Origin of the sequence: Arthrobacter sp. NPDC057259, from assembly GCF_042668995.1 — a bacterium.
Taxonomy (GTDB): domain Bacteria; phylum Actinomycetota; class Actinomycetes; order Actinomycetales; family Micrococcaceae; genus Arthrobacter.
The window spans coordinates 248,154-267,337 of the sequence record NZ_JBHUYA010000005.1; the positions used below are offsets into that span (position 1 = coordinate 248,154).

19 protein-coding genes are annotated in these 19,184 nt (G+C 69.9%); 11 read left to right on the top strand and 8 right to left on the bottom strand.

Annotation, left to right across the window (positions count from 1 at the left end; genetic code table 11):
• Nucleotide 1 precedes the first annotated feature (1 nt).
• Complete coding sequence (locus ACFUCU_RS10335; protein WP_290258534.1) at nucleotides 2–547, bottom strand: WhiB family transcriptional regulator; 546 nt, start codon at nucleotides 545–547, stop codon at nucleotides 2–4.
• Nucleotides 548–986: 439 nt separating this feature from the next.
• On the opposite strand from ACFUCU_RS10335, the gene ACFUCU_RS10340 reads away from it, so the two are divergent.
• A complete protein-coding gene (locus ACFUCU_RS10340; RefSeq protein ID WP_377972419.1) occupies nucleotides 987–1,718 on the top strand; it encodes a TIGR03089 family protein in 732 nt (243 codons plus the stop codon).
• A 29-nt stretch (nucleotides 1,719–1,747) separates the two neighbouring features.
• On the opposite strand, the gene ACFUCU_RS10345 is transcribed toward ACFUCU_RS10340, so the two are convergent.
• Complete coding sequence (locus ACFUCU_RS10345) at nucleotides 1,748–2,317, bottom strand: GtrA family protein (protein WP_377972421.1); 570 nt, start codon at nucleotides 2,315–2,317, stop codon at nucleotides 1,748–1,750.
• A 201-nt stretch (nucleotides 2,318–2,518) separates the two neighbouring features.
• Between ACFUCU_RS10345 and ACFUCU_RS10350 the strand changes: the two genes are divergently transcribed.
• The 5 genes from ACFUCU_RS10350 to ACFUCU_RS10370 are packed head-to-tail and all read left to right on the top strand — an operon-like array spanning nucleotide 2,519 to nucleotide 8,136.
• Entirely contained in the window at nucleotides 2,519–3,664 is a 1,146-nt protein-coding gene (locus tag ACFUCU_RS10350) for a 5-(carboxyamino)imidazole ribonucleotide synthase (RefSeq protein ID WP_377972528.1), read from the top strand.
• Complete coding sequence (gene purE / locus ACFUCU_RS10355) at nucleotides 3,661–4,230, top strand: 5-(carboxyamino)imidazole ribonucleotide mutase (protein WP_377972422.1); 570 nt, start codon at nucleotides 3,661–3,663, stop codon at nucleotides 4,228–4,230. Before ACFUCU_RS10350 ends, purE begins: the two co-directional genes overlap by 4 nt.
• 11 nt (nucleotides 4,231–4,241) lie before the next feature.
• On the top strand, nucleotides 4,242–5,912 hold the full coding sequence (locus ACFUCU_RS10360; protein WP_377972424.1) for an LCP family protein: 1,671 nt from the start codon (nucleotides 4,242–4,244) through the stop codon (nucleotides 5,910–5,912).
• Between the two features lie 11 nt (nucleotides 5,913–5,923).
• Nucleotides 5,924–7,174 carry a mannose-6-phosphate isomerase, class I gene (gene manA / locus ACFUCU_RS10365; RefSeq protein WP_377972426.1) on the top strand — a complete coding sequence of 417 codons (1,251 nt, stop codon included), beginning with the start codon at nucleotides 5,924–5,926 and terminating at the stop codon, nucleotides 7,172–7,174.
• A 2-nt stretch (nucleotides 7,175–7,176) separates the two neighbouring features.
• Entirely contained in the window at nucleotides 7,177–8,136 is a 960-nt protein-coding gene (locus ACFUCU_RS10370) for a peptidoglycan bridge formation glycyltransferase FemA/FemB family protein (RefSeq protein WP_290258540.1), read from the top strand.
• A gap of 102 nt (nucleotides 8,137–8,238) precedes the next feature.
• On the opposite strand, the gene galE is transcribed toward ACFUCU_RS10370, so the two are convergent.
• On the bottom strand, nucleotides 8,239–9,207 hold the full coding sequence (galE, locus tag ACFUCU_RS10375) for a UDP-glucose 4-epimerase GalE (RefSeq protein WP_377972427.1): 969 nt from the start codon (nucleotides 9,205–9,207) through the stop codon (nucleotides 8,239–8,241).
• Nucleotides 9,208–9,286: 79 nt separating this feature from the next.
• Entirely contained in the window at nucleotides 9,287–10,324 is a 1,038-nt protein-coding gene (gene glpX, locus ACFUCU_RS10380; protein ID WP_290258543.1) for a class II fructose-bisphosphatase, read from the bottom strand.
• Nucleotides 10,325–10,552: 228 nt separating this feature from the next.
• Here glpX and ACFUCU_RS10385 point away from each other — a divergent pair, with 228 nt between their 5' ends.
• The 3 genes from ACFUCU_RS10385 (at nucleotide 10,553) to ACFUCU_RS10395 (ending at nucleotide 13,357) form a co-directional block, all read left to right on the top strand.
• Entirely contained in the window at nucleotides 10,553–11,212 is a 660-nt protein-coding gene (locus ACFUCU_RS10385) for a DUF4245 domain-containing protein (RefSeq protein ID WP_364136843.1), read from the top strand.
• Between the two features lie 10 nt (nucleotides 11,213–11,222).
• Complete coding sequence (locus ACFUCU_RS10390) at nucleotides 11,223–11,837, top strand: carbonic anhydrase (protein WP_290258545.1); 615 nt, start codon at nucleotides 11,223–11,225, stop codon at nucleotides 11,835–11,837.
• 83 nt (nucleotides 11,838–11,920) lie between these two features.
• Nucleotides 11,921–13,357, top strand: coding sequence for a class II fumarate hydratase (locus ACFUCU_RS10395; RefSeq protein ID WP_290258546.1), 1,437 nt, complete (start codon nucleotides 11,921–11,923; stop codon nucleotides 13,355–13,357).
• Between the two features lie 126 nt (nucleotides 13,358–13,483).
• On the opposite strand, the gene ACFUCU_RS10400 is transcribed toward ACFUCU_RS10395, so the two are convergent.
• Both ACFUCU_RS10400 and ACFUCU_RS10405 read right to left on the bottom strand, forming a co-directional pair.
• Nucleotides 13,484–13,954 (bottom strand): NUDIX domain-containing protein, encoded by a 471-nt coding sequence (locus ACFUCU_RS10400; RefSeq protein ID WP_377972430.1) that lies wholly within the window; start codon nucleotides 13,952–13,954, stop codon nucleotides 13,484–13,486.
• Between the two features lie 10 nt (nucleotides 13,955–13,964).
• Nucleotides 13,965–14,510: a prepilin peptidase gene (locus ACFUCU_RS10405; RefSeq protein ID WP_377972432.1), complete on the bottom strand. Its 546-nt coding sequence runs from the start codon at nucleotides 14,508–14,510 to the stop codon at nucleotides 13,965–13,967.
• A gap of 94 nt (nucleotides 14,511–14,604) precedes the next feature.
• On the opposite strand from ACFUCU_RS10405, the gene ACFUCU_RS10410 reads away from it, so the two are divergent.
• Complete coding sequence (locus tag ACFUCU_RS10410) at nucleotides 14,605–15,252, top strand: GNAT family N-acetyltransferase (protein WP_377972434.1); 648 nt, start codon at nucleotides 14,605–14,607, stop codon at nucleotides 15,250–15,252.
• 509 nt (nucleotides 15,253–15,761) lie between these two features.
• On the opposite strand, the gene ACFUCU_RS10415 is transcribed toward ACFUCU_RS10410, so the two are convergent.
• On the bottom strand, nucleotides 15,762–17,162 hold the full coding sequence (locus tag ACFUCU_RS10415; RefSeq protein WP_290258550.1) for a PhoH family protein: 1,401 nt from the start codon (nucleotides 17,160–17,162) through the stop codon (nucleotides 15,762–15,764).
• Between the two features lie 235 nt (nucleotides 17,163–17,397).
• Complete coding sequence (locus ACFUCU_RS10420) at nucleotides 17,398–18,159, bottom strand: isoprenyl transferase (RefSeq protein WP_377972436.1); 762 nt, start codon at nucleotides 18,157–18,159, stop codon at nucleotides 17,398–17,400.
• A gap of 286 nt (nucleotides 18,160–18,445) precedes the next feature.
• On the opposite strand from ACFUCU_RS10420, the gene ACFUCU_RS10425 reads away from it, so the two are divergent.
• Nucleotides 18,446–19,087, top strand: a complete 642-nt coding sequence (locus ACFUCU_RS10425) for a hemolysin III family protein (RefSeq protein WP_364137299.1) — start codon at nucleotides 18,446–18,448, stop codon at nucleotides 19,085–19,087.
• Nucleotides 19,088–19,184 lie beyond the last annotated feature (97 nt).

The following is a 19,184-nucleotide window of genomic DNA, read 5'->3' on the forward strand; positions in this document are numbered from 1 at the left end:
ATTAGACTGCCCGCTTCCTAAGCCTGCGGCGTTCCCGCTCGGAGAGGCCACCCCAGATGCCGAAACGCTCGTCATTGGAGAGTGCGTACTCCAGGCACTGCGAGCGGACGTTGCACGCGCCGCAGACCTTCTTGGCGTCCCGGGTGGAGCCGCCCTTTTCGGGGAAGAATGCCTCGGGGTCAGTCTGGGCGCACAGCGCGTCCGTCTGCCAGCCCAGCTCGCCTTCGTCGTCGAAGTCCTGCTGCGCGGGGAGACCGATCCAGATCGCCTGGGTTACGGTGCCGGCGTCGGGGGCCTGCACCTCCATGGGCGGGTCCAGCGGATCGTCGTCGAGATCCGGGTTCCCCGCCAGGAGAGCCTCATGGGCTGCGAGGAAGGCCGTGGCCTGGTCCTCCAGCGCGTCCTTGGTCTGGCCGTTGTAGCGGTCCGCGGCCTCCGGATCGGCCGGGTCCACGTACCAGTCGCTCGGCACTCCGCGTGAACGGTATTTGGCCGTCGCCTGGCCGGCGACAACTTCCTCTTCATGGATACGCTCTGCAAGCCCCATTGGCGTTTCCCTCTCTGATTGGCAGCCCCTGCTTGACCCACGGACACTCGGTTGAGCGCCGGCTGTTGTGCGGTGGCTTTCGTTCCCTAATTACACGTGTGTAAGTATCGGGGAGTCAAGCGGCAGCAGGGATAATAATCAATTCCTTGGGAATTCCTGAGGCACGCCACGCCCGTGATTTTTTGCGCGGCCTGCGGCCCATCCCCGCCGAATGGGAAGCATGCTGACCACCTTTGGGGGGCTAATGGCGATTTCTGCTCCCTTTTGGCCGATATTCCGGCATCATCGGCGGCATCCCCCTCCCCCGCGCCGCCCGCTCAGATAATGGCGGCACCGCACTCGGCATCGCGCGCCGTGACCGAGATCACCCGGATCGTGGGTGGGCGGGTCAGGGGCCCTGCCACGTGGGCGCGGCGGCCGCCGTGGCAAGATGAACGCCATGAACATCCCCGCCGCCGACCTGATGTCGGCCCTGCGTTCCGGCCAGTCCACCGCCCCGCGCCTGACCTGGTACGGCCCGGACGCCGAGCGCGTCGAGCTCTCCGGCCGGGTGCTGGATAACTGGGTGGCGAAAACCAGCAACCTGCTGCAGGACGAACTGGACGCGGAACCGGGGACGCGGCTGCGGCTGGACCTGCCGGCGCACTGGAAATCGCTGGTGCTGGCCCTGGCCGCCTGGCAGTTGGGGATGGAGGTGGTGCTGGCGGACGGCGATGCCGAACTGCTCGCCACGGCGGATCCCGGCCCGGCCGCGGCCGCCGGCGGAGTCAACGCCGTGCTGGCCGTGGCGCTGCCGGCCTTGGCGATGCGCTGGCCGGGCGAACTCCCCAGCGGCGTGCTCGACTATGCGGCGGAGGTCCGCAGCCACGGGGACTTCTTTATGGCCTACGTTGACCCGGAGCCGGACCGGACCGCGCTGCGGGACGCCGCCGGCGTCGACCATCCGCACGGGCGGCTGGTGGAGGGCTTCGGGGCCTTGCCAGGGGTTGCAGATGACGGCGCTGACAGCGCTGCGGCGCCGCGGTTGCTGGTGCAGGCCGGGGACGGCCTGGAGGCGGCGCTGTCGCGGGCGCTGTGGGCCTGGTCCAGGGACGGCTCGGTGGTGCTGGTGCACCCGGACGTTGCCCTGACCGAGCGGCTGCTGGGCGACGAACGGATCAGCCTCCGCTGATCCGGCCTGCCCTGCCCTGCGAAGCAGGCCTACGGGGCCTGGCGTCCGTCCGGCGTCGCGCCCGGGGTTCCGGTCTCGCGGCCGGCAGGCACTGATCCGGCGGCGTGCGGGTGGCGTTCGATGATCTCGTGGTCGCCGGAGAACTCGGGCTCGTCGTCGAGTTCCTTGTTGAAGACCAGGAACCGGTAGGCGAAGAAGCGCACCACGGTTGCGACCAGGATGCCGACGACACCGGCCAGGAACAGCATGTTCTTGTCGGTGATGCCCATGCCGTACTTGGCGAGGGCGGTCAGGCCGGTGGAGATGCCGATGCCGATGCCGTTGATCAGCACGAACATCACGAACTCGCGCAGCACGTTGGCCTGGCGGCGGTGCCGGAAGGTCCAGAAGCGGTTGGCGATCCAGGAGAAGATCGTGGCCACGGTGGCCCCGACGAAGCGCGCCTTGGCCTCGCTGTCGGACATGGGACCGTGCATCAGGTAGTAGGTCAGGCCGTTGTCGATGACAAAGGCGACACCGCCGACGGCTCCGAACTTCGCTACTTCGCGCCAAAAGAGCGAGGCGAGCCCGCGGATCCGGTCTGCAAGTGTGGTGATCATGACCCTCCGAGGGCGTTGCTGTCTGTGGGGGCCGGGTGGCCGACGGCCCATTTTAGCGCCGTTTCCCCGGAGATTGCCCCGCTGCGGGGACTCACCGGCCCAAATCACGGGTCCGGGGCCTCGTCCGGCGCCGGGTTCGGTAGGCTGGTCGATGTGACTTTTCCAGTAATCGGCGTGGTTGGCGGCGGCCAACTAGCCCGCATGATGGCCCCAGCCGCGACCGCTCTCGGCTTCGAACTCCGTGTCCTCGCCGAGGCTGAGGACGTCTCCGCGGTGGCCGCGGTGGCGAAAGCCCCGGTCGGTGACTACAAGGACCTGGACCACCTGCTGGAGTTCTCCCGCGGGCTGGACGTCCTCACCTTCGACCACGAGCACGTGCCCACCGACCACCTGCGCGCCCTGATCGATGCCGGCGTCAACGTCCACCCGGGCCCCGACGCCCTGGTCAACGCCCAGGACAAACTCGTGATGCGCGCCGCGATCGACCGGCTGGAACTGCCGAACCCGCGCTGGGCCGCGGTGGACGACGTCGACGCCCTCGTCGCGTTCGGCGACGACGCCGGCTGGCCCGTGGTGCTGAAGACCCCGCGTGGCGGCTACGACGGCAAGGGGGTGCGCGTCATCGCCACGGCCGGGGACGCCGCCGCGTCGGCCGACTGGTTCGAGTCGATGTCCCCGCTGCTGGCCGAGGCCAAGGTCGAGTTCAGCCGCGAACTCTCCGCCATGGTGGCCCGCACCCCGGACGGCGAATGCCGCGCCTGGCCCGTCGTGCACACCATCCAGGTCGACGGCGTCTGCGACGAGGTGATCGCCCCCGCCCTGGACATCCCGCTGGAGGTCGCCGCCGCGGCGGAAGACGCCGCCGTGCGGATCGCCAACGAACTCGGCGTCACCGGCGTCATGGCCGTGGAGATGTTCGAAACCCCCGGCGTCGGCTCCGGCTTCCTGATCAACGAACTGGCCATGCGCCCGCATAACACCGGCCACTGGACCCAGGACGGCTCCGTCACCAGCCAATTCGAACAGCACCTGCGCGCCATCCTGAACCTGCCGCTGGGTGCCACCGACCTGCTGGGCCCGGTGGTGGTCATGAAGAACTTCCTCGGCGGCGCCAACCAGAACCTCTACTCGGCCTACCCCGCGGCGCTGGCCACCGAGCCGGCCGCCAAGGTCCACAGCTACGGCAAGGCCGTGCGGCCGGGCCGGAAGATCGGCCACGTCAACCTTGTCGGCGGCTCCACCGCCGACGTCGACTCCGTCCGGCAGCGCGCCGGCGCCGTCGCCGCCATCATCCGGGACGGCCGGCCCCAGGCCGCCGCGCCCGAGACCACCGGGGAGACCGAATGACCACCACTGACGCCACCGCCGCCCCGCTCGTCGGGCTCGTCATGGGCTCCGACTCGGACTGGCCGGTCATGGAGGCCGCCGCGGAGGCACTGGCCGAGTTCGGCATCCCCTTCGAGGCCGACGTCGTCTCCGCCCACCGAATGCCCACCGAGATGATCCGCTACGGACAGACCGCCCACGAGCGCGGCATCCGGGTCATCATCGCCGGCGCCGGCGGCGCGGCCCACCTGCCCGGGATGCTCGCCTCGGTGACGCCGCTGCCGGTGATCGGGGTGCCCGTGCCGCTGAAGACCCTCGACGGCATGGACTCGCTCCTCTCGATCGTCCAGATGCCCGCCGGCGTGCCGGTGGCCACCGTCTCTATCGGCGGCGCCCGCAACGCCGGCCTGCTGGCCGTGCGCATGCTGGCCGCCGGGACGGACGCGTTCGCCGCCGAGCTGCGCACCGAACTGCTGCGCTTCGCCCAGGACCTCAACGACGCCGCCACCGCCAAGGGCGCCAGCCTGCGCGCCAAGGTGGCCGAGGTGTTCTCCGCCGAGAACACCGAACCGCGGGGCGGCCGGTAAGGATTCCCACCATGAGCGAAGGATCCGCCGGCGCGCCGGACACTGACCGGCCCGGGCGGACCCGGCTGACGGACCCGGTCCGGTATCCGCGGGGAGCCGCGCCCGCCACCCTGACCCGCCGTGGGATCCTGCTGATCCTGCTGACCCTCCTGGTTCCCGGCAGCGCGCAGCTGGTGGCCGGCGACCGGCGGCTGGGACGCGCCGCCCTGCGCGTCACCCTCACCGTCTGGGCCCTGGTACTGCTGGGGCTGATCCTGCTGGCCGTCGCACGGCCCACGCTGATCAACCTCGTCGCCAACCCGATCACCTCGCTGATCCTCGTGATCGTGCTCGCGGCCCTGGCCGTCGGCTGGGCGGCCCTGTTCCTGAACACGCTCCGGCTGATCCGGCCAGTGCTGCTGCCCGCGGCCCGCACCCGCGCCGCCGTCGTCCTCGGCCTGGTCGTCGCAATGGTTCTCAGCGCCGGCGGGCTCGGCTACACCGCCTACCTGCTGAATGTCGGCCGCGAGGCGATCGGCACCATCTTCGCCGACGGCCCCGCGATGGAGCCCTCCGAAGGCCGCTACAACTTCCTCATGATGGGCGGCGACGCCGGCGCGGACCGAACCGGCCGCCGCCCGGACAGCCTCTCGGTGATCAGCGTGGACGCCAAGACCGGCGCCTCCGCGATCATCTCGATCCCCCGCAACCTGCAAAACGCCAGGTTCAGCGACGATTCGCCGATGCGGAAGATCTACCCGGACGGCTATAACTGCGGCGACGAGTGCCTGATCAACGCGATCAACACCGAGGTCACCAACGAACACCAGGACCTCTACCCCGGCGTCGAGGATCCCGGGGCGCAGGCCACGCTCGAGGCCGTCTCCGGCACGCTGGGCATCAAGGTCCAGGCCTACGTCCTGGTGGACATGGACGGCTTCGCCAAGCTCATCGACGCGATGGGCGGGATTCGGATCAAGGCCGGCGGCTGGGTGCCGATCAGCGGCGAAACCATCGACGAGGCCAACGGCATCCACGGCATGCCGCTGGGCTGGATCCCCGCCGGGGACAACACCCTGGACGGCTACCACGCCCTCTGGTACGGCCGCTCGCGCGAATTCGTCGACGATTACGCCCGCATCGCCCGGCAGCAGTGCGTCCAGCAGGCCATGCTCAAGCAGCTCGACCCGGGCACCCTGCTGACAAAGTTCGAGGACATCGTCAAGGCCGGCACCAAGGTGGTGGACTCCAACGTCTCCGCCGGGCAGCTGGGCAGCTTCGTGGACCTCGCCATGAAGTCCAAGGGCCAGCCGGTCCGCCGCCTGACCATCGGGCCGCCGGACTTCGAGGCGTACTTCTCCACCGTCCCGGACTTCGACCGGATCCACCAGGCCGTGGACAAGCTCCTCGGCCCGGCCCCGCAGGCGGCCGCCGGCACCGATGAGCTGCTGCGCCCGGCCGCGGTCCCCGGACCGCTCTCCGCCGCCGGCACCGTGGCCGGGCTGTCGGCTCAGACCGCACCCCGCACGGTGCCCGGAACGTCGCCGGCGCCGGCGCCGTCGTCCTCGGACTTCACCCCGGTGACCACCACCCCGGACGGTGAACCCATCACCGAGGAGATGCTCAACGACTTCAAGCGCCAGGGCGACGAGCAGTCGATCCGCAACCTGGTCGCCACCAACGGCCAGTGCGCCCCGCTTTAGGATAAGGATCCATGTACGCACTCGAGAACGTCCTCCGCCCCTACGCCTGGGGCTCCCCCACCGCGATCGCCGGCCTGCTGGGCCGCCCGGCCTCCGGCGGCCCGGAAGCCGAGCTGTGGATCGGGGCGCACCCGGACTCCCCCTCCACCGCGGCGCGAGCGGACGACGGCGGACCGCTGGCACTGGACGCGCTGATCGCCGGCGACCCGGACCACTTCCTGGGCAGTGAGAGCGTCGCCGCGTTCGGCCCGCGGCTGCCCTTCCTGCTGAAGGTCCTTGCCGCCGACCACCCGCTCTCCCTGCAGGTGCACCCCACCCTGGAACAAGCGCGGGCAGGCTTTGCGCGCGAGGAGGCCGCCGGCGTGGACCGGTCCGCGGCGACCCGCAACTACAAGGACGACAACCACAAGCCCGAGATGATCTTCGCGCTGACCCCGTTCGAGGCGCTCTGCGGTTTCCGGCCGGCTGCTGAGTCCAGGGCCGTGTTCGAGGACCTGGCCCGGGCCTTCGAGCAGGGCGGCCGCGAGGTGCCGGCCCTGCTGCCGCAGCTGGTCGGTGACCTCGCCCGGCCGGAGGAGGGCCAGGCCCTGCGCGCCGCGTTCGAACGGCTGATCGGCGGGGGCGACGACGTGGCCGCCGCAACGGCCGCCGTCGTCGAGCTGCTGGCCGCCGGCACCCCGGAGGGACCGGACGCCGCCCTCGACACCGTCGGCACGCTCAACGCCGAATACCCCGGCGACCCCGGCGTGCTGATCTCGCTGCTGCTGAACCGGATCTCCCTGGCCCCCGGCGAGGCCGTCTACCTGCCCGCCGGCAACGTGCACGCCTACCTGCACGGACTCGGGATCGAGGTGATGGCCTCCTCGGACAACGTGCTGCGCGGCGGCCTGACCCCCAAGTTCGTGGACGTGCCCGAGCTGTTGCAGACCATCGCCTTCGAGGCCGTGGGCGTCCCGGAGCTGCGCGCCGAGCAGACCATGTTGGGCCAGGAGCTGTACCGGCCGCCGTTCCAGGAATTCGCGCTGCAGCGCATCGAACTCGCCCCGGGCGGCGAGGCCGTTCCGCTGGCCCAGTCGGGCGCCGCGGTGCTGATCGTGGTGGCCGGGTCCGTGATGCTGGATTCGCCCAAGGGCGACCTCCGGCTGGACCGCGGCGGCAGCGCCTTCGTGCCGGCCGCCGAGGCGCCGGTGAACGTCCACCCGGCCGGGGACACCGCCGGACCGGCCGTCGTCTTTGCCGTGACCACCGGAATGAAGGCCTGATCATGGACCACTTCCTCCAGGGCCCGGACTGGGCCCGCGTCCAGCGCGACCTGGGCCGCACCGTCCACGAGGAGTCCGGCGACGGCTGGAGCTACCTCGCCATCGAGGAAAGCAACCCGGCCGGCAAGCTCCTCTACGTCCCCTACGGCCCCGTGGCCGGGTCGGTGGCCGCCTTCGACGCCGCCCTGGCCTCGCTGACGGACCGCGCCAAGGCGTCCGGCGCGGTCTTCATCCGGGTCGAGCCGGTCAGCGCCGGGTTCTCCGCCGCGGAGGCCGACGCGGTCCTGCGCAGCCGCGGCCTGCGCCCGGCACCGGCGAACCTGCAGCCGGAGCTGAGCTGGATCGTGGATCTTGAGCAGGACTTCAAGGAGGTCCTGGCCGGGATGAAGCCGGTCAACCGGAACCTCTACCGCAACATCCACAAGAAGGGCGTGACCTTCCGGGCCAGCCAGGACCCCGCCGAGATTTCGGTCCTGCTGGGATTCCTGCACCAGACGGCGGCCCGCAACGGCTTCAAGCCGCAGAGCGATGAGTACCTGACGCAGGTGGCGCGGACGCTGATGCCCTCGGGCGCCGCGACCCTGTTCATCGCCGAGCTGGAGGGATCACCGATCGCGGCGGCCCTGACGTACGACTCGGCGGACACCCGCACCTACGCCCACGCGGCGCTGGATGACACCCACCGCAAGCTCAGCGCCGGCATCCCGCTGGTGGTGACCCTGATGGCGGACGCCAAGGACAAGGGCCTGAAGCACGTGGACCTCTGGGGCGTCGCGCCGGCGGACCAGCCGGACCACAAGTGGGCCGGGTTCACCGCCTTCAAGAAGTCCTTCGGCGGCCGGGAGGTCGCCTACCCGGGCACCTGGGACCTGCCGGTGAACAAGCTGCGCTACGGCGGCTACCAGCTGGCCCGGAAGGGCGCCCAGGTCCTGAAGGGGCTGCTCCGCAGGCTGCGGAAGTAACCCCCCGCGGCGGGTTTCGCCGTGCGACACGCAAAAACGCCCACGCCCCCGGAATGTCCGGGGCGCGGGCGTTTTTGCGTGTCGCCAGGCCGCTGGGCGCCGTTACTTAGCCCCGGCGCGCTTCTGCGCCTCGTAGGCGCTGGCCACCATGTCCTCCACCGTGTGCCGCATCTTCCAGTCCAGGTCCCGGGCGGCGCGGGTGCCGTCCGCCACGATCCGGTCCGGGTCGCCGGGGCGGCGCGGGCCGATCTCCGGTTCGAAGTCGATGCCGGTCACGGTGGCCATGGCGGTCATGATCTGCTTCACGGACAGGCCGTCGCCGGAGCCCAGGTTGTAGACCCGCTCCAGCGGCTTGCCAGCGGCCAGGGCCTGGGCGGCGGCGACGTGCGAGGCGGCGAGGTCGGCGACGTGGACGTAGTCCCGCACGCAGGTGCCGTCCTCGGTGTTGTAGTCGGTGCCGTTGATCTTCGGCGTCTTACCCGAGGTCAGCGCCCGGAGCACGATCGGGAAGAGGTTGTGCGGGCTCGTGTCGTACAGCTCGGGCGAGCCGGAGCCCACCACGTTGAAGTAGCGCAGCGAGGTGTGCTTCAGGCCGCGGGCCACGCCCTGGTCCCGGATCAGCCACTCGCCGATCAGCTTGCTTTCGCCGTACGGGGACTCGGGCGAGGTGGCCGTGTCCTCCGTGACGATGTCCACCCGCGGTGTGCCGTAGGTGGCGGCCGAGGAGGAGAACACCAGCTTGTCCACGTCGGCCAGTTCCATCGCCTTGAGCAGGTTGGCCGTGCCGGTGACGTTCTGTTCATAGGTGAGCAGGGGTTCCTGCACCGAGACGCCGGCGTACTTGAAGCCGGCCAGGTGGATGACGCCGGTGACGCCGTGGTCCACCATGCTGCGGGCCACCACCTCGGTGTCCAGGATGCTGGCGTGCACGAACGGCACGTCCTCCGGGACGAATTCGCGGTGGCCGCTGGAGAGCGAGTCCACCACCAGGGAAGGGATCGAGGCCGCGCGCAACGCCGCGACCACGTGGGAGCCGATATATCCTGCACCGCCGGTTACAAGCCAAGTCATGGCACCACCCTATCGGGGTAAAGCCGATCCCGGCACGCGGGCGCGTACCGGGATCAGGAAATGACGAAGCGGGTGGCCGCTAGTGCTTGCGGGCGTAGCCCTCCCACTTGCTGGCCTGGTGCTCGCCGTCGACGAAGCGGATGGTGCCGGACTTGGAGCGCATCACGATGGACTGGGTGAGGACCTTGTCCTTGGAGTAGCGCACGCCCTTGAGCAGATCGCCGTCGGTGATGCCGGTGGCGGCGAAGTAGCAGTTGTCGCTGGAGACGAGGTCGTTGGTGGACAGCACCCGGTCCAGGTCGTGGCCGGCGTCGATCGCCTTCTGCTTTTCCTCGTCGCTGGTGGGCCAGAGGCGGCCCTGGATGACGCCGCCGAGGGACTTGATCGCACAGGCCGCGACGATGCCCTCCGGGGTGCCGCCGATGCCCATCAGGGCGTCGACTCCGGTGCCAGAGCGGGCCGCGGCGATGGCGCCGGCGACGTCGCCGTCCATGATGAATTTGGTGCGCGCGCCGGCCTCGCGGATCTCGTCCACCAGCGGGCGGTGCCGGTCGCGGTCCAGGATCATGACGTTGAGCTGGTTGACCTTGACGCCCTTGGCCTTGGCGATCAGGTGCAGGTTCTGCTTGACCGGCAGCCGCAGGTCCACCATGTCGGCGGCCTCGGGGCCGGTCACGAGCTTCTCCATGTAGAAGACGGCGGAGGGGTCGAACATCGAACCGCGCTCGGCGACGGCCAGGACGGCCAGGGCGTTGTTGATGCCGAGGGCGGTCAGCCGGGTGCCGTCGATGGGGTCGACGGCGACGTCGACCTCGGGGCCGGTGCCGTCGCCGACGCGTTCGCCGTTGAACAGCATCGGGGCTTCGTCCTTTTCGCCCTCACCGATGACCACGACGCCGTTGAAGTGGACGGTCTGGAGGAAGGAGCGCATGGCGTCGACGGCGGCGCCGTCGGCCTTGTTCTTGTCGCCGAAGCCCACCCAGTGGCCGCCGGCGATGGCCGCGGCCTCGGTGACGCGGACCAGTTCCAGGGCAAGGTTGCGGTCAGGCTCGTCGATGCCGACGGCAAGCGACGGGGAAAGCGTGGAGTACTGCTGGGTGATGGACGCAGGTGACACGTGAACCTCTTCTTCGAGTGGCAATCATCGAACCCGCCCGGCCGGGTGGCGGCCGCAACGGTCGTTCGTCTCTTATCGATCATAGTCACGGCCGCGTCCATCGGTCAGTGGATGACGGCCCCTTACCGGAACCTACTGCCCGGTAGCGTCCCGGCAGGGTCCGGACGGGGGCGCCGGAGGGGGCACCGTGGAATGGGAGATCGGTGCGCCATGGGCGACTATAGAAGGGTGAACGAATTGCAGGAAACGCCGTCCGAGGCGCCCCGAACGCCGGCCCCGGCGGACCAGCCCGTCAAACCCGTCATCCGCGCCGCCGCAGCCAAGCGCGCCAACGCGTCGGTGATCGGCATGATCGTCGCCCTGGTGCTGAGCATCGCGGCGTTCCTTCCGGTGGTGCTGATGAACCCGGCGCCCAAGAGCGACGGCTACCGTCCCAGCATCGACGTCGCCGGCATCGCCGCCAACGCCGCCGGAGTGGCAGGATTCACACCGGTTGCGCCGCAGGCGGGCGACGGGTACCGGGCCAACTACGCCCGGTGGGAGTCCGGCATCGCCACCGGCGTCGCCACCTGGGAGGTGGGCTACCTGACGCCCAAGGATTCCTTCATCGGCCTGGTCCAGACCAGGCAGTCCAACCCCACCTGGCTGCGGGACCAGACCAAGAGCGCCCCGGTCACCGGCACCCGGAACGCCGGCGGCAAGGACTGGGAACTGCGTGACACCGGCAAGGGCGAAAAGAGCATGGTCCTGAACTACCGCGGTACCACCGTGGTGCTCAGCGGACCGGCGACCCTGGCCGAGTTCTCCACCCTGGGCGCGGCCGTGGTCGCGGCGCTGGACAGCAACCCCGCCGCAACAGTTTCTGCGACGGCGGCACCCTCGACGTAAAGTAAGCAGGGTGACCACTCAACTGACTCCCGCCCTCGCCTGGCGCCGCCTGCAGGAAGGCAACCAGCGCTTCGTTGCCGGTGAATCCTCGCACCCGAACCAGGACGCCTCGCGCCGGTCCTCCCTGGTGGAGAACCAGCACCCGTTCGCCGTCATCTTCGGCTGCGCCGACTCCCGGCTCGCCGCCGAGATCATCTTCGACCTGGGCCTGGGGGACGCGTTCGTCGTCCGCACCGCCGGCCAGGTGATCGACGACGCCGTCCTCGGCTCGCTCGAGTACAGCATCGGCGTGCTCGGCGTGCCGCTGATCGTGGTCCTGGGCCACGACAGCTGCGGCGCCGTCATCGCCACCAAGGACGCCGTCGAATCGGGCGAGATGCCCGGCGGCTTCGTCCGCAGCCTGGTCGAGCGCATCACCCCGGCCGTCCTGACCTCGCTGCGCAACGGCCACACTGAGGTCAACGACATGGTCGAGGAAAACGTCAAGCAGATCGCTCAGCGGCTGGTGGACAGCTCGCGCACCATTTCCGACGCCGTAGCCAACGGCAGCACCGCGGTGCTGGGCGTGACCTACCGCCTCGCCGAGGGCCGGGCCGACCGGGTCTCCGGGATCGGCGAGCTCTAGGGTCCTCCGCGTGCACCTCATGGGGTCCGGTGGCGCCGGTTCACGGTTTTCGAAGCGGCGCCCCGGCCCAATAAGCTAGCCCCATGACTTCCACAGCAGATTTGACCAACGAAGAATTCCGCATCGAGCACGACACGATGGGCGAGGTCCGCGTCCCGGCCAACGCCCTGTACCGTGCGCAGACGCAGCGTGCAGTCGAAAACTTCCCGATCTCCGGCAAGACCCTGGAGCGCGCCCACATCGAGGCCCTCGCCCGGGTTAAGAAGGCAGCGGCGCAGGCCAACGCGGAGCTGGGGGTGCTCGACGGCGAGCTGGCCCAGGCGATCGCCGACGCCGCCGACGAGGTCGCCGCGGGCAAGTACGACGGCCACTTCCCGATCGACGTGTTCCAGACCGGGTCCGGTACCTCCTCGAACATGAACACCAACGAGGTCATCGCCGAGCTCGCCTCCCGCGCGCTGAAGGCCGGCGGCAGCGACAAGGTGGTCCACCCGAACGACCACGTCAACGCCTCGCAGTCCTCCAACGATGTGTTCCCCACCTCCGTCCACGTCGCCGCAACCTCCGCGCTGATCAACGACCTGATCCCGGCCCTGGGCTACCTGGCCGAGTCCCTGGAGCGGAAGTCGGTCGAGTTCAAGGACGTCGTGAAGTCCGGCCGCACCCACCTGATGGACGCCACCCCCGTCACCCTGGGCCAGGAGTTCGGCGGCTACGCCGCGCAGGTCCGTTACGGCATCGAGCGGATCAACGCTTCCCTCCCCCGCGTCGCCGAGGTCCCCCTGGGCGGCACCGCCGTCGGCACCGGCATCAACACCCCGGCCGGCTTCCCGGAGCGCGTGATCGAGCTGCTCGCCGCGGACACCGGCCTGCCGCTGACCGAGGCCCGCGACCACTTCGAGGCCCAGGCCAACCGTGACGGCCTGATCGAGGCCTCCAGCCAGCTGCGCAACATCGCGATCTCCTTCATGAAGATCAACAACGACCTGCGCTGGATGGGTTCCGGCCCCAACACCGGCCTTGGCGAGATCGCCATCCCGGACCTGCAGCCGGGCTCCTCGATCATGCCGGGCAAGGTCAACCCGGTCATCTGCGAGGCCTCCATCATGGTCGCCGCGCAGGTCATCGGCAACGACACCGCCATCGCCTGGTCCGGCACCAACGGCGCCTTCGAGCTGAACGTCGGCATCCCCGTCATGGCCGCCAACCTGCTCGAGTCCGTCCGCCTGCTGGCCAACACCAGCCGCGTCATGGCCGACAAGATGATCGACGGCATCACCGCCAACGTCGAGCGTGCACGTTTCCTGGCCGAGGCCTCCCCCTCGATCGTGACGCCGCTGAACAAGTTCATCGGCTACGAGAACGCCGCCAAGATCGCCAAGAAGGCCGTCGCCGAGGGCCTGACCATCCGCGAGACCGTCGTGGCCATGGGCTTCCTGGAGCGCGGCGAACTGACCGAGGAGCAGCTGGACACCGCCCTGGACGTCATGTCCATGACCCGTCCGCCGCACAAGGCTTAGGGCCCAGGGGCAGCAACCGTGCCCCGCAGGGGCGGAACGACGACGGCGGCCGGTACCTTCCCGCGAAGGTGCCGGCCGCCGCCGTTTGCGGTGTCTGGAGTGCCCGGATCTACCGGCGGACGTGGACTATCGGCGGAAATAAGCGGCGCCGTCGGCCTCGCGGGCCCGCTCGATGTCCTCCAGATGGCCCGGCAGCAGCTCCGGGAAGTCTTCCGCGTGGAACCAGCCCACGGCGAGGGATTCGTCGTCGTTGACCCGGGCCTCACCGGAGACGTAGCGGCAGCGGAACACCAGGGTCAGGAAATGGCAGCTGTCCCCGTTCGGGTGGACCGTGGGTCCCACCGTGTCCACCGAAACCAGCCGCTCGGCCACCGCCACGACGCCGGTTTCCTCAAACACCAAGCGGAGCATCCCGGGCGCCGGTTCCTCGCCGGGTTCCAGGATGCCGGTGATCAGGCCCCAGCGGCCGTTGTCCGCGCGCTGGCCCAGCAACACCCGGCCAGCGTCGTCGAACACCACCGCGCGGGCGCCGGGAATCCAGAGCATGTCGTGGCCGACTTTTTCGCGCAGGGTCAGGATGAAGTCGGGGGTGGCCATGCCTGCCAGCCTATCCTGCGGGCAACAGCAGCATGGAGGCCGCGGCGCCGGCCAGCATGAACGGCCCGAACGGGATGTCCGACTTCAGGGTCCCGCGCCGGGAGGCCAGTAGGGCCACGCCCCAGAGCCCGCCGATGAGGAAGGCCGCGAAGGTGGCGGCGAACAGGTGTCCCCAGCCCAGGAAGCCCAGGTACAGGCCGAGGACCCCGGCCAGCTTCACGTCCCCGAAACCCATCCCGGCCGGGTACACGGCACGCAGCAGGAAGTAGAAGAGCCACAGCGCGGCCGCGCCGGCCAGGACCCGCAGGCCCGGGACGCCGAACAGGGCGGCGGAGGTTCCGCCGTCGTGTCCGGTCATCGCCGCCAGCAGCGCCGCGCCCAGCAGCAGAATGCCGGACACCGGGTAGGCGGGGAAGACGATGCGATTGGGAAGGAGGTGGTGGCGGACGTCGATCACGGTCAGCCGCACCGCCAGGACCAGGAAGTAGAGGCAGGCCAAGGCCGCCAGCCAGAAGGCCGGCGTCGCCGCTCCCAGGTCGCCCAGTCGTTGGATCACCCTCGGATGCTACTCGATGCCGCCCGGCGAAGGCTTCGGGCGCGGTGCACCGGTGTGACTGGTGTGACTCGGCCGGCATGGGTAGGCTTCCCCGATGACCGATTCCGCCGCCTTCTGGCCGCCCTTCGCCCTGAGCCTCCACACCCCGCGCCTGACCCTGCGCCCCATCCAGGACGCGGACATCCCTGCCGCCATCGACGCGGCCCTCTCCGGCGTGCACGAGCCGGGGCGGAACCCGTTCAGCTCGCCGTGGGCCGAGAAGCCCGCCGAGGAACTGGGCCCGAACATGGCGAAGTGGTACTGGCGCTGCCGGGCCGGCATGACCCCGGAGGAATGGACGATGCTGCTGGGCATCTGGCACGACGGCGAATTCATCGGCTGCCAGGACATCGCGGCCAAGGACTTCGCCACGCTGAAGACCGTCGGCACCGGCTCCTGGCTGAAGCGCAGCGTCCACGGCCAGGGCTTCGGCAAGGAGATGCGCGCCGCGGTCGCGCTCTACGCCTTCGACTGGCTGGGCGCCGAGGTGGCCGAGTCCGAGGCGGCCGCCTGGAACCAGCAGTCCCTGGGCGTCTCGCGCTCGCTCGGCTACGAACTCAACGGCACCGTCCGGGTCAACTGGGGCGGCGACTTCCAGGACTCCCAGCGCGTCCGCCTCACACCCGCCACCTTCAAGCGCCCCGACTGGACCCTCACGGTCCACGGCCACGAACCCACCGCCCGGTTCCTCGGCATCTCCTAGGTTGCCGTCCCCGTCCGCCGTGGCTGGCTTTGACGGGCGTCTAGGGGCTGGCTTTTGCAGGCACGTCGGGTGCGGGGCGGCGGCGCCCCGCCGTCGCTTAGACACCTCCCGTCGCTGCGCTGCGGTCGCTGGGCGACCTTCGCTCCGCTCTGGTCGGCGATGCGCTCCTTAGCGGGCCACCGCAGCCCCGCGCGGGTGGTGGACGCACAAACTCGAAGGGGTAGCGCAGCGATGCGTGCGCGACCCACGCATCCGGGCGTCCCACTGACGCGTGGGCGACGCACGCACGCATCCCGGCATCCCGGCATCCCGCTGACGCTAGGGCGACGCACGCACAAGCCGCGCTGCGGGCTCTTCGCGTAGTCGCGCATCGCGACGGCGGCGGCCCCGAAGGTCGCCCAGCGACCGCAGCGGGTCGCCGTCGTTGTGTCTAAGCGACGGCGAAGGGGCCGCGGCCCGGCGAACCGGGCCTCGGGCCCCCGCGAAAGGCGACGGGGGAACTCCTGAAACTAGATCTCAGCCCCCTCGAGCAGGTCCGTCACCAGGGCGGCGATGGGCGAGCGCTCGGAGCGGGTGAGGGTGATGTGGCCGAAGAGCGGGTGGCCCTTGAGGGTTTCGACGACGGCGGCGACGCCGTCGTGCCGGCCGACGCGGAGGTTGTCTCGCTGGGCGACGTCGTGGGTAAGGACGATCTTGGAGTTCTGGCCGATCCGGCTCATGACCGTGAGCAGGACGTTCTTCTCCAGGGATTGTGCCTCGTCGACGATCACGAAGGCGTCGTGCAGGGAGCGGCCGCGGATGTGGGTCAGCGGCATGACCTCGAGCATGCCGCGGTCCATCACCTCTTCGACCACCTCCTGGCTGACCAGCGCGCCGAGGGTGTCGAAGACCGCCTGCGCCCACGGGTTCATTTTCTCCGCCTCGGAGCCGGGGAGGTAGCCCAGTTCCTGGCCGCCGACGGCGTAGAGCGGGCGGAAGACGATCACCTTGCGGTGTTCCCGGCGCTCCAGGACGGCCTCGAGGCCGGCGCAGAGGGCGAGGGCGGACTTGCCGGTGCCGGCGCGGCCGCCGAGGGAGACGATCCCGACGGAGGGGTCCAGCAGCAGGTCGATCGCGAGGCGCTGCTCGGCGGAGCGGCCGTGCAGGCCGAAGACGTCCCGGTCGCCCTTGACCAGCCGGACCTGCTTGTCGGAGCCCACCCGGCCGAGGGCCGAACCGCGGCTGGAGAGCAGCACCAGGCCGGTGTTGACGGGCAGTTCGCCGGCGGCCGGGATGAAGACCGGTTCGTGGCCGTAGAGAGTGGCCACGTCCTCCTCGGCGGCGTCGATCTCGGCCAGGCCGGTCCAGCCGGAGTCCTTGACGAGCTCGTTGCGGTATTCGTCGGCCAGCAGGCCCATGGCGGAGGCCTTGACGCGCATCGGCAGGTCCTTGGACACCACGGTGACGTCCCGGCCCTCGTTGGAGAGGTTCTTGGCGACGGCCAGGATCCGGCTGTCGTTGTCACCGCCGCGGAAGCCGGCCGGAAGCACCTCGGCGGAGATGTGGTTCATCTCCACCATCAGGGTGCCGCCGTCGGCCCCCAGCGGAATTGGGCGGTCCAGTCCACCGTGCTCCACCCTCAGGTCGTCGAGGAGGCGGAGGGCCTTGCGGGCGAAGTAGCCCAGTTCCGGGTCGTGCCGTTTGCTTTCCAGTTCCGTGATCACCACGATCGGCACGATCACCTCGTGTTCGGCGAAGCGCAGCAGCGCCCGCGGATCCGAGAGCAGGACGGAGGTGTCGATGACGTAGCTTCGGGTGGTCGCGCCCTGCGGGGCGGCCGCGCCGGCGGTGGATTTGGCTCGCGTGGTGCGAGAGGTAGCTTGCGTGCCCTCGGTGGAACTGACGGTGGGCAGTGCTTCGGAAATAGCCACATCGACTCCAGCCCCGGGCCCCCAGGCCCGGAAAGGTTAGTGGTGAGGCGGTTCGGCCCTGAGGCCGGACGCGGCCTCCCATACACCCGGTGCGGACGTCCGCTCCATGTACTGGCCTCCCCGATCAGCCGGCGGTTTGCCCGCTGATGGGATTAACGTACTTCCACCGCGCGTCGATTGCCGGATTATTTTTCGGCGATTCTTGCGGACATCAGGTGACAGGCGGGTGAACGCTTCAGGCCCCGAAGCGGCGCTGCCGGCCGGCGTAGTCGCGCAGGGCGCGCAGGAAGTCGACCTTGCGGAAGGCGGGCCAGAGGGCCTCGCAGAAGTAGAACTCGCTGTATGCGCTCTGCCACATCAGGAACCCGGAGAGCCGCTGCTCGCCGGAGGTGCGGATGACCAGGTCAGGGTCGGGCTGGCCCCGGGTGTAGAGGAAGCGGGAGATATCGTCAACAGTGAGCTCGTCGGCGAGCTTGCCGATGTCGGCGCCGCGGGCGACGGCGTCGTGCAGCAGTTCGCGGACGGCGTCGACGATTTCGCGCCGGCCGCCGTAGCCGACGGCGACGTTGACGTGGATCTTCTCGTGCGCCGGGGTGCGGGCGGTGAGTTTGTTCAGCCGCTCGGCCAAGTAGTCCGGCAGCAGTTCGGGGGCGCCCATGGCGTGGACCGAGACGTCCTCGTCCTCGTCCAAGCGGTCCAGGGTGTTGGCGATGATGCCCATCAGCAGCTCGAGCTCTTCGCCGGAGCGGTTCATGTTGTCCGTGGAGAGCATGTAGAGCGTGACCACCTTGACCCCGAGCTCCTGGCACCAGCCGAGGAATTCGTGGATCTTGTCCGCGCCGGCCTGGTGGCCCTGGCTGGTGGGGGCGTTGAACTGCCGGGCCCAGCGGCGGTTTCCGTCGACCATCACGCCGATGTGCCGGGGGATCCGTTCCGGGTCCAGCGAACGCTGCAGGCTGCGCTCGTAGAAGCCATAGAGGAATCCGGGCAGTTCCATCCGGGGATTCACCTGGCTTCCTTGGGTCTGACGGGAGTGCATTCCTAGGCTACCCGCCGCGCGGGCCGGGCCGCGCACCCGGGCCGGGCGATTTACCCCGCCCACTTGCTACCCGTCGGTAACTTATCCGCGCGTCGAATATTATTGCCGTATGGAACGCAACTCAGCGGAACCCGGACCAAGCCTGTCTCCGCACGGCGACCGCGCCGCCGATGCCGCGAGGCCGGCACCCCCAGCGGGCGCCCCGCGGGGCAAGGGCGGCGCCGTCGACGAGGCGGCCGTCCGGATCGCCGAGCTGCTCATGATCAAGCCCAAGTGGCGCGGCTGGATCCACACCGTCACCGCCCCGCTGGCGTTTGCCGCCGGCCTGGTTCTGGTGCTGCTGGCCCCCACAACCGAACTCAAGATCGCCTCCGCCGTCTACGCCTTCACCGGGGTGCTCCTGTTCGGGGTGAGCGCGGTCTACCACCGCGGCAACTGGTCCCCGGGCGTGAAGATCGTGCTGAAGCGTCTCGACCACACCAACATCATGCTGGTCATCGCCGGCAGCTACACCCCGCTGGCATGGGCCCTCCTGGACCGGCCCAAGGCCGTCTTCCTGCTCTGGCTGATCTGGACCGGGGCGGTGCTGGGCGTACTGTTCCGGCTGCTCTGGACGCACGCGCCGCGCTGGCTCTACGTGCCGATCTACATCGCCCTGGGCTGCGCGGCCCTGTTCTACCTGCCCGACTTCTTCGCCGCCAGCATCCCCGCCGCGGTCCTGATCTGCGTGGGCGGGGCCCTGTACATCACCGGCGCGGTGTTCTACGCCCTGAAGAAGCCCAACTTCAGCTACAGCCACTTCGGCTTTCACGAGCTGTTCCACGCCTTCACGGTCTTCGCCTTCGCCGCCCACTACATCGCCATCGCGATGGCCGTCCTGGGCTGACCGGGTCTAGCCTGGCCCGGCCGCCGAATCTCCCCACGTGTGGAGCCCGACGGCGGGTCCGCGGCCCGGGCGCGCCGGTCACCGCCGTCGTAGCCGG

Bases quoted from the DNA above. Each gene is read 5' to 3' on its own strand.
- ACFUCU_RS10335 (WP_290258534.1), bottom strand. From the start codon at position 547: ATGGGGCTTGCAGAGCGTATCCATGAAGAGGAAGTTGTCGCCGGCCAG.
- ACFUCU_RS10340 (WP_377972419.1), top strand. From the start codon at position 987: ATGAACATCCCCGCCGCCGACCTGATGTCGGCCCTGCGTTCCGGCCAG.
- ACFUCU_RS10345 (WP_377972421.1), bottom strand. From the start codon at position 2,317: ATGATCACCACACTTGCAGACCGGATCCGCGGGCTCGCCTCGCTCTTT.
- ACFUCU_RS10350 (WP_377972528.1), top strand. From the start codon at position 2,519: ATGATGGCCCCAGCCGCGACCGCTCTCGGCTTCGAACTCCGTGTCCTC.
- purE (WP_377972422.1), top strand. From the start codon at position 3,661: ATGACCACCACTGACGCCACCGCCGCCCCGCTCGTCGGGCTCGTCATG.
- ACFUCU_RS10360 (WP_377972424.1), top strand. From the start codon at position 4,242: ATGAGCGAAGGATCCGCCGGCGCGCCGGACACTGACCGGCCCGGGCGG.
- manA (WP_377972426.1), top strand. From the start codon at position 5,924: ATGTACGCACTCGAGAACGTCCTCCGCCCCTACGCCTGGGGCTCCCCC.
- ACFUCU_RS10370 (WP_290258540.1), top strand. From the start codon at position 7,177: ATGGACCACTTCCTCCAGGGCCCGGACTGGGCCCGCGTCCAGCGCGAC.
- galE (WP_377972427.1), bottom strand. From the start codon at position 9,207: ATGACTTGGCTTGTAACCGGCGGTGCAGGATATATCGGCTCCCACGTG.
- ACFUCU_RS10395 (WP_290258546.1), top strand. From the start codon at position 11,921: ATGACTTCCACAGCAGATTTGACCAACGAAGAATTCCGCATCGAGCAC.
- ACFUCU_RS10400 (WP_377972430.1), bottom strand. From the start codon at position 13,954: ATGGCCACCCCCGACTTCATCCTGACCCTGCGCGAAAAAGTCGGCCAC.
- ACFUCU_RS10410 (WP_377972434.1), top strand. From the start codon at position 14,605: ATGACCGATTCCGCCGCCTTCTGGCCGCCCTTCGCCCTGAGCCTCCAC.
- ACFUCU_RS10420 (WP_377972436.1), bottom strand. From the start codon at position 18,159: ATGGAACTGCCCGGATTCCTCTATGGCTTCTACGAGCGCAGCCTGCAG.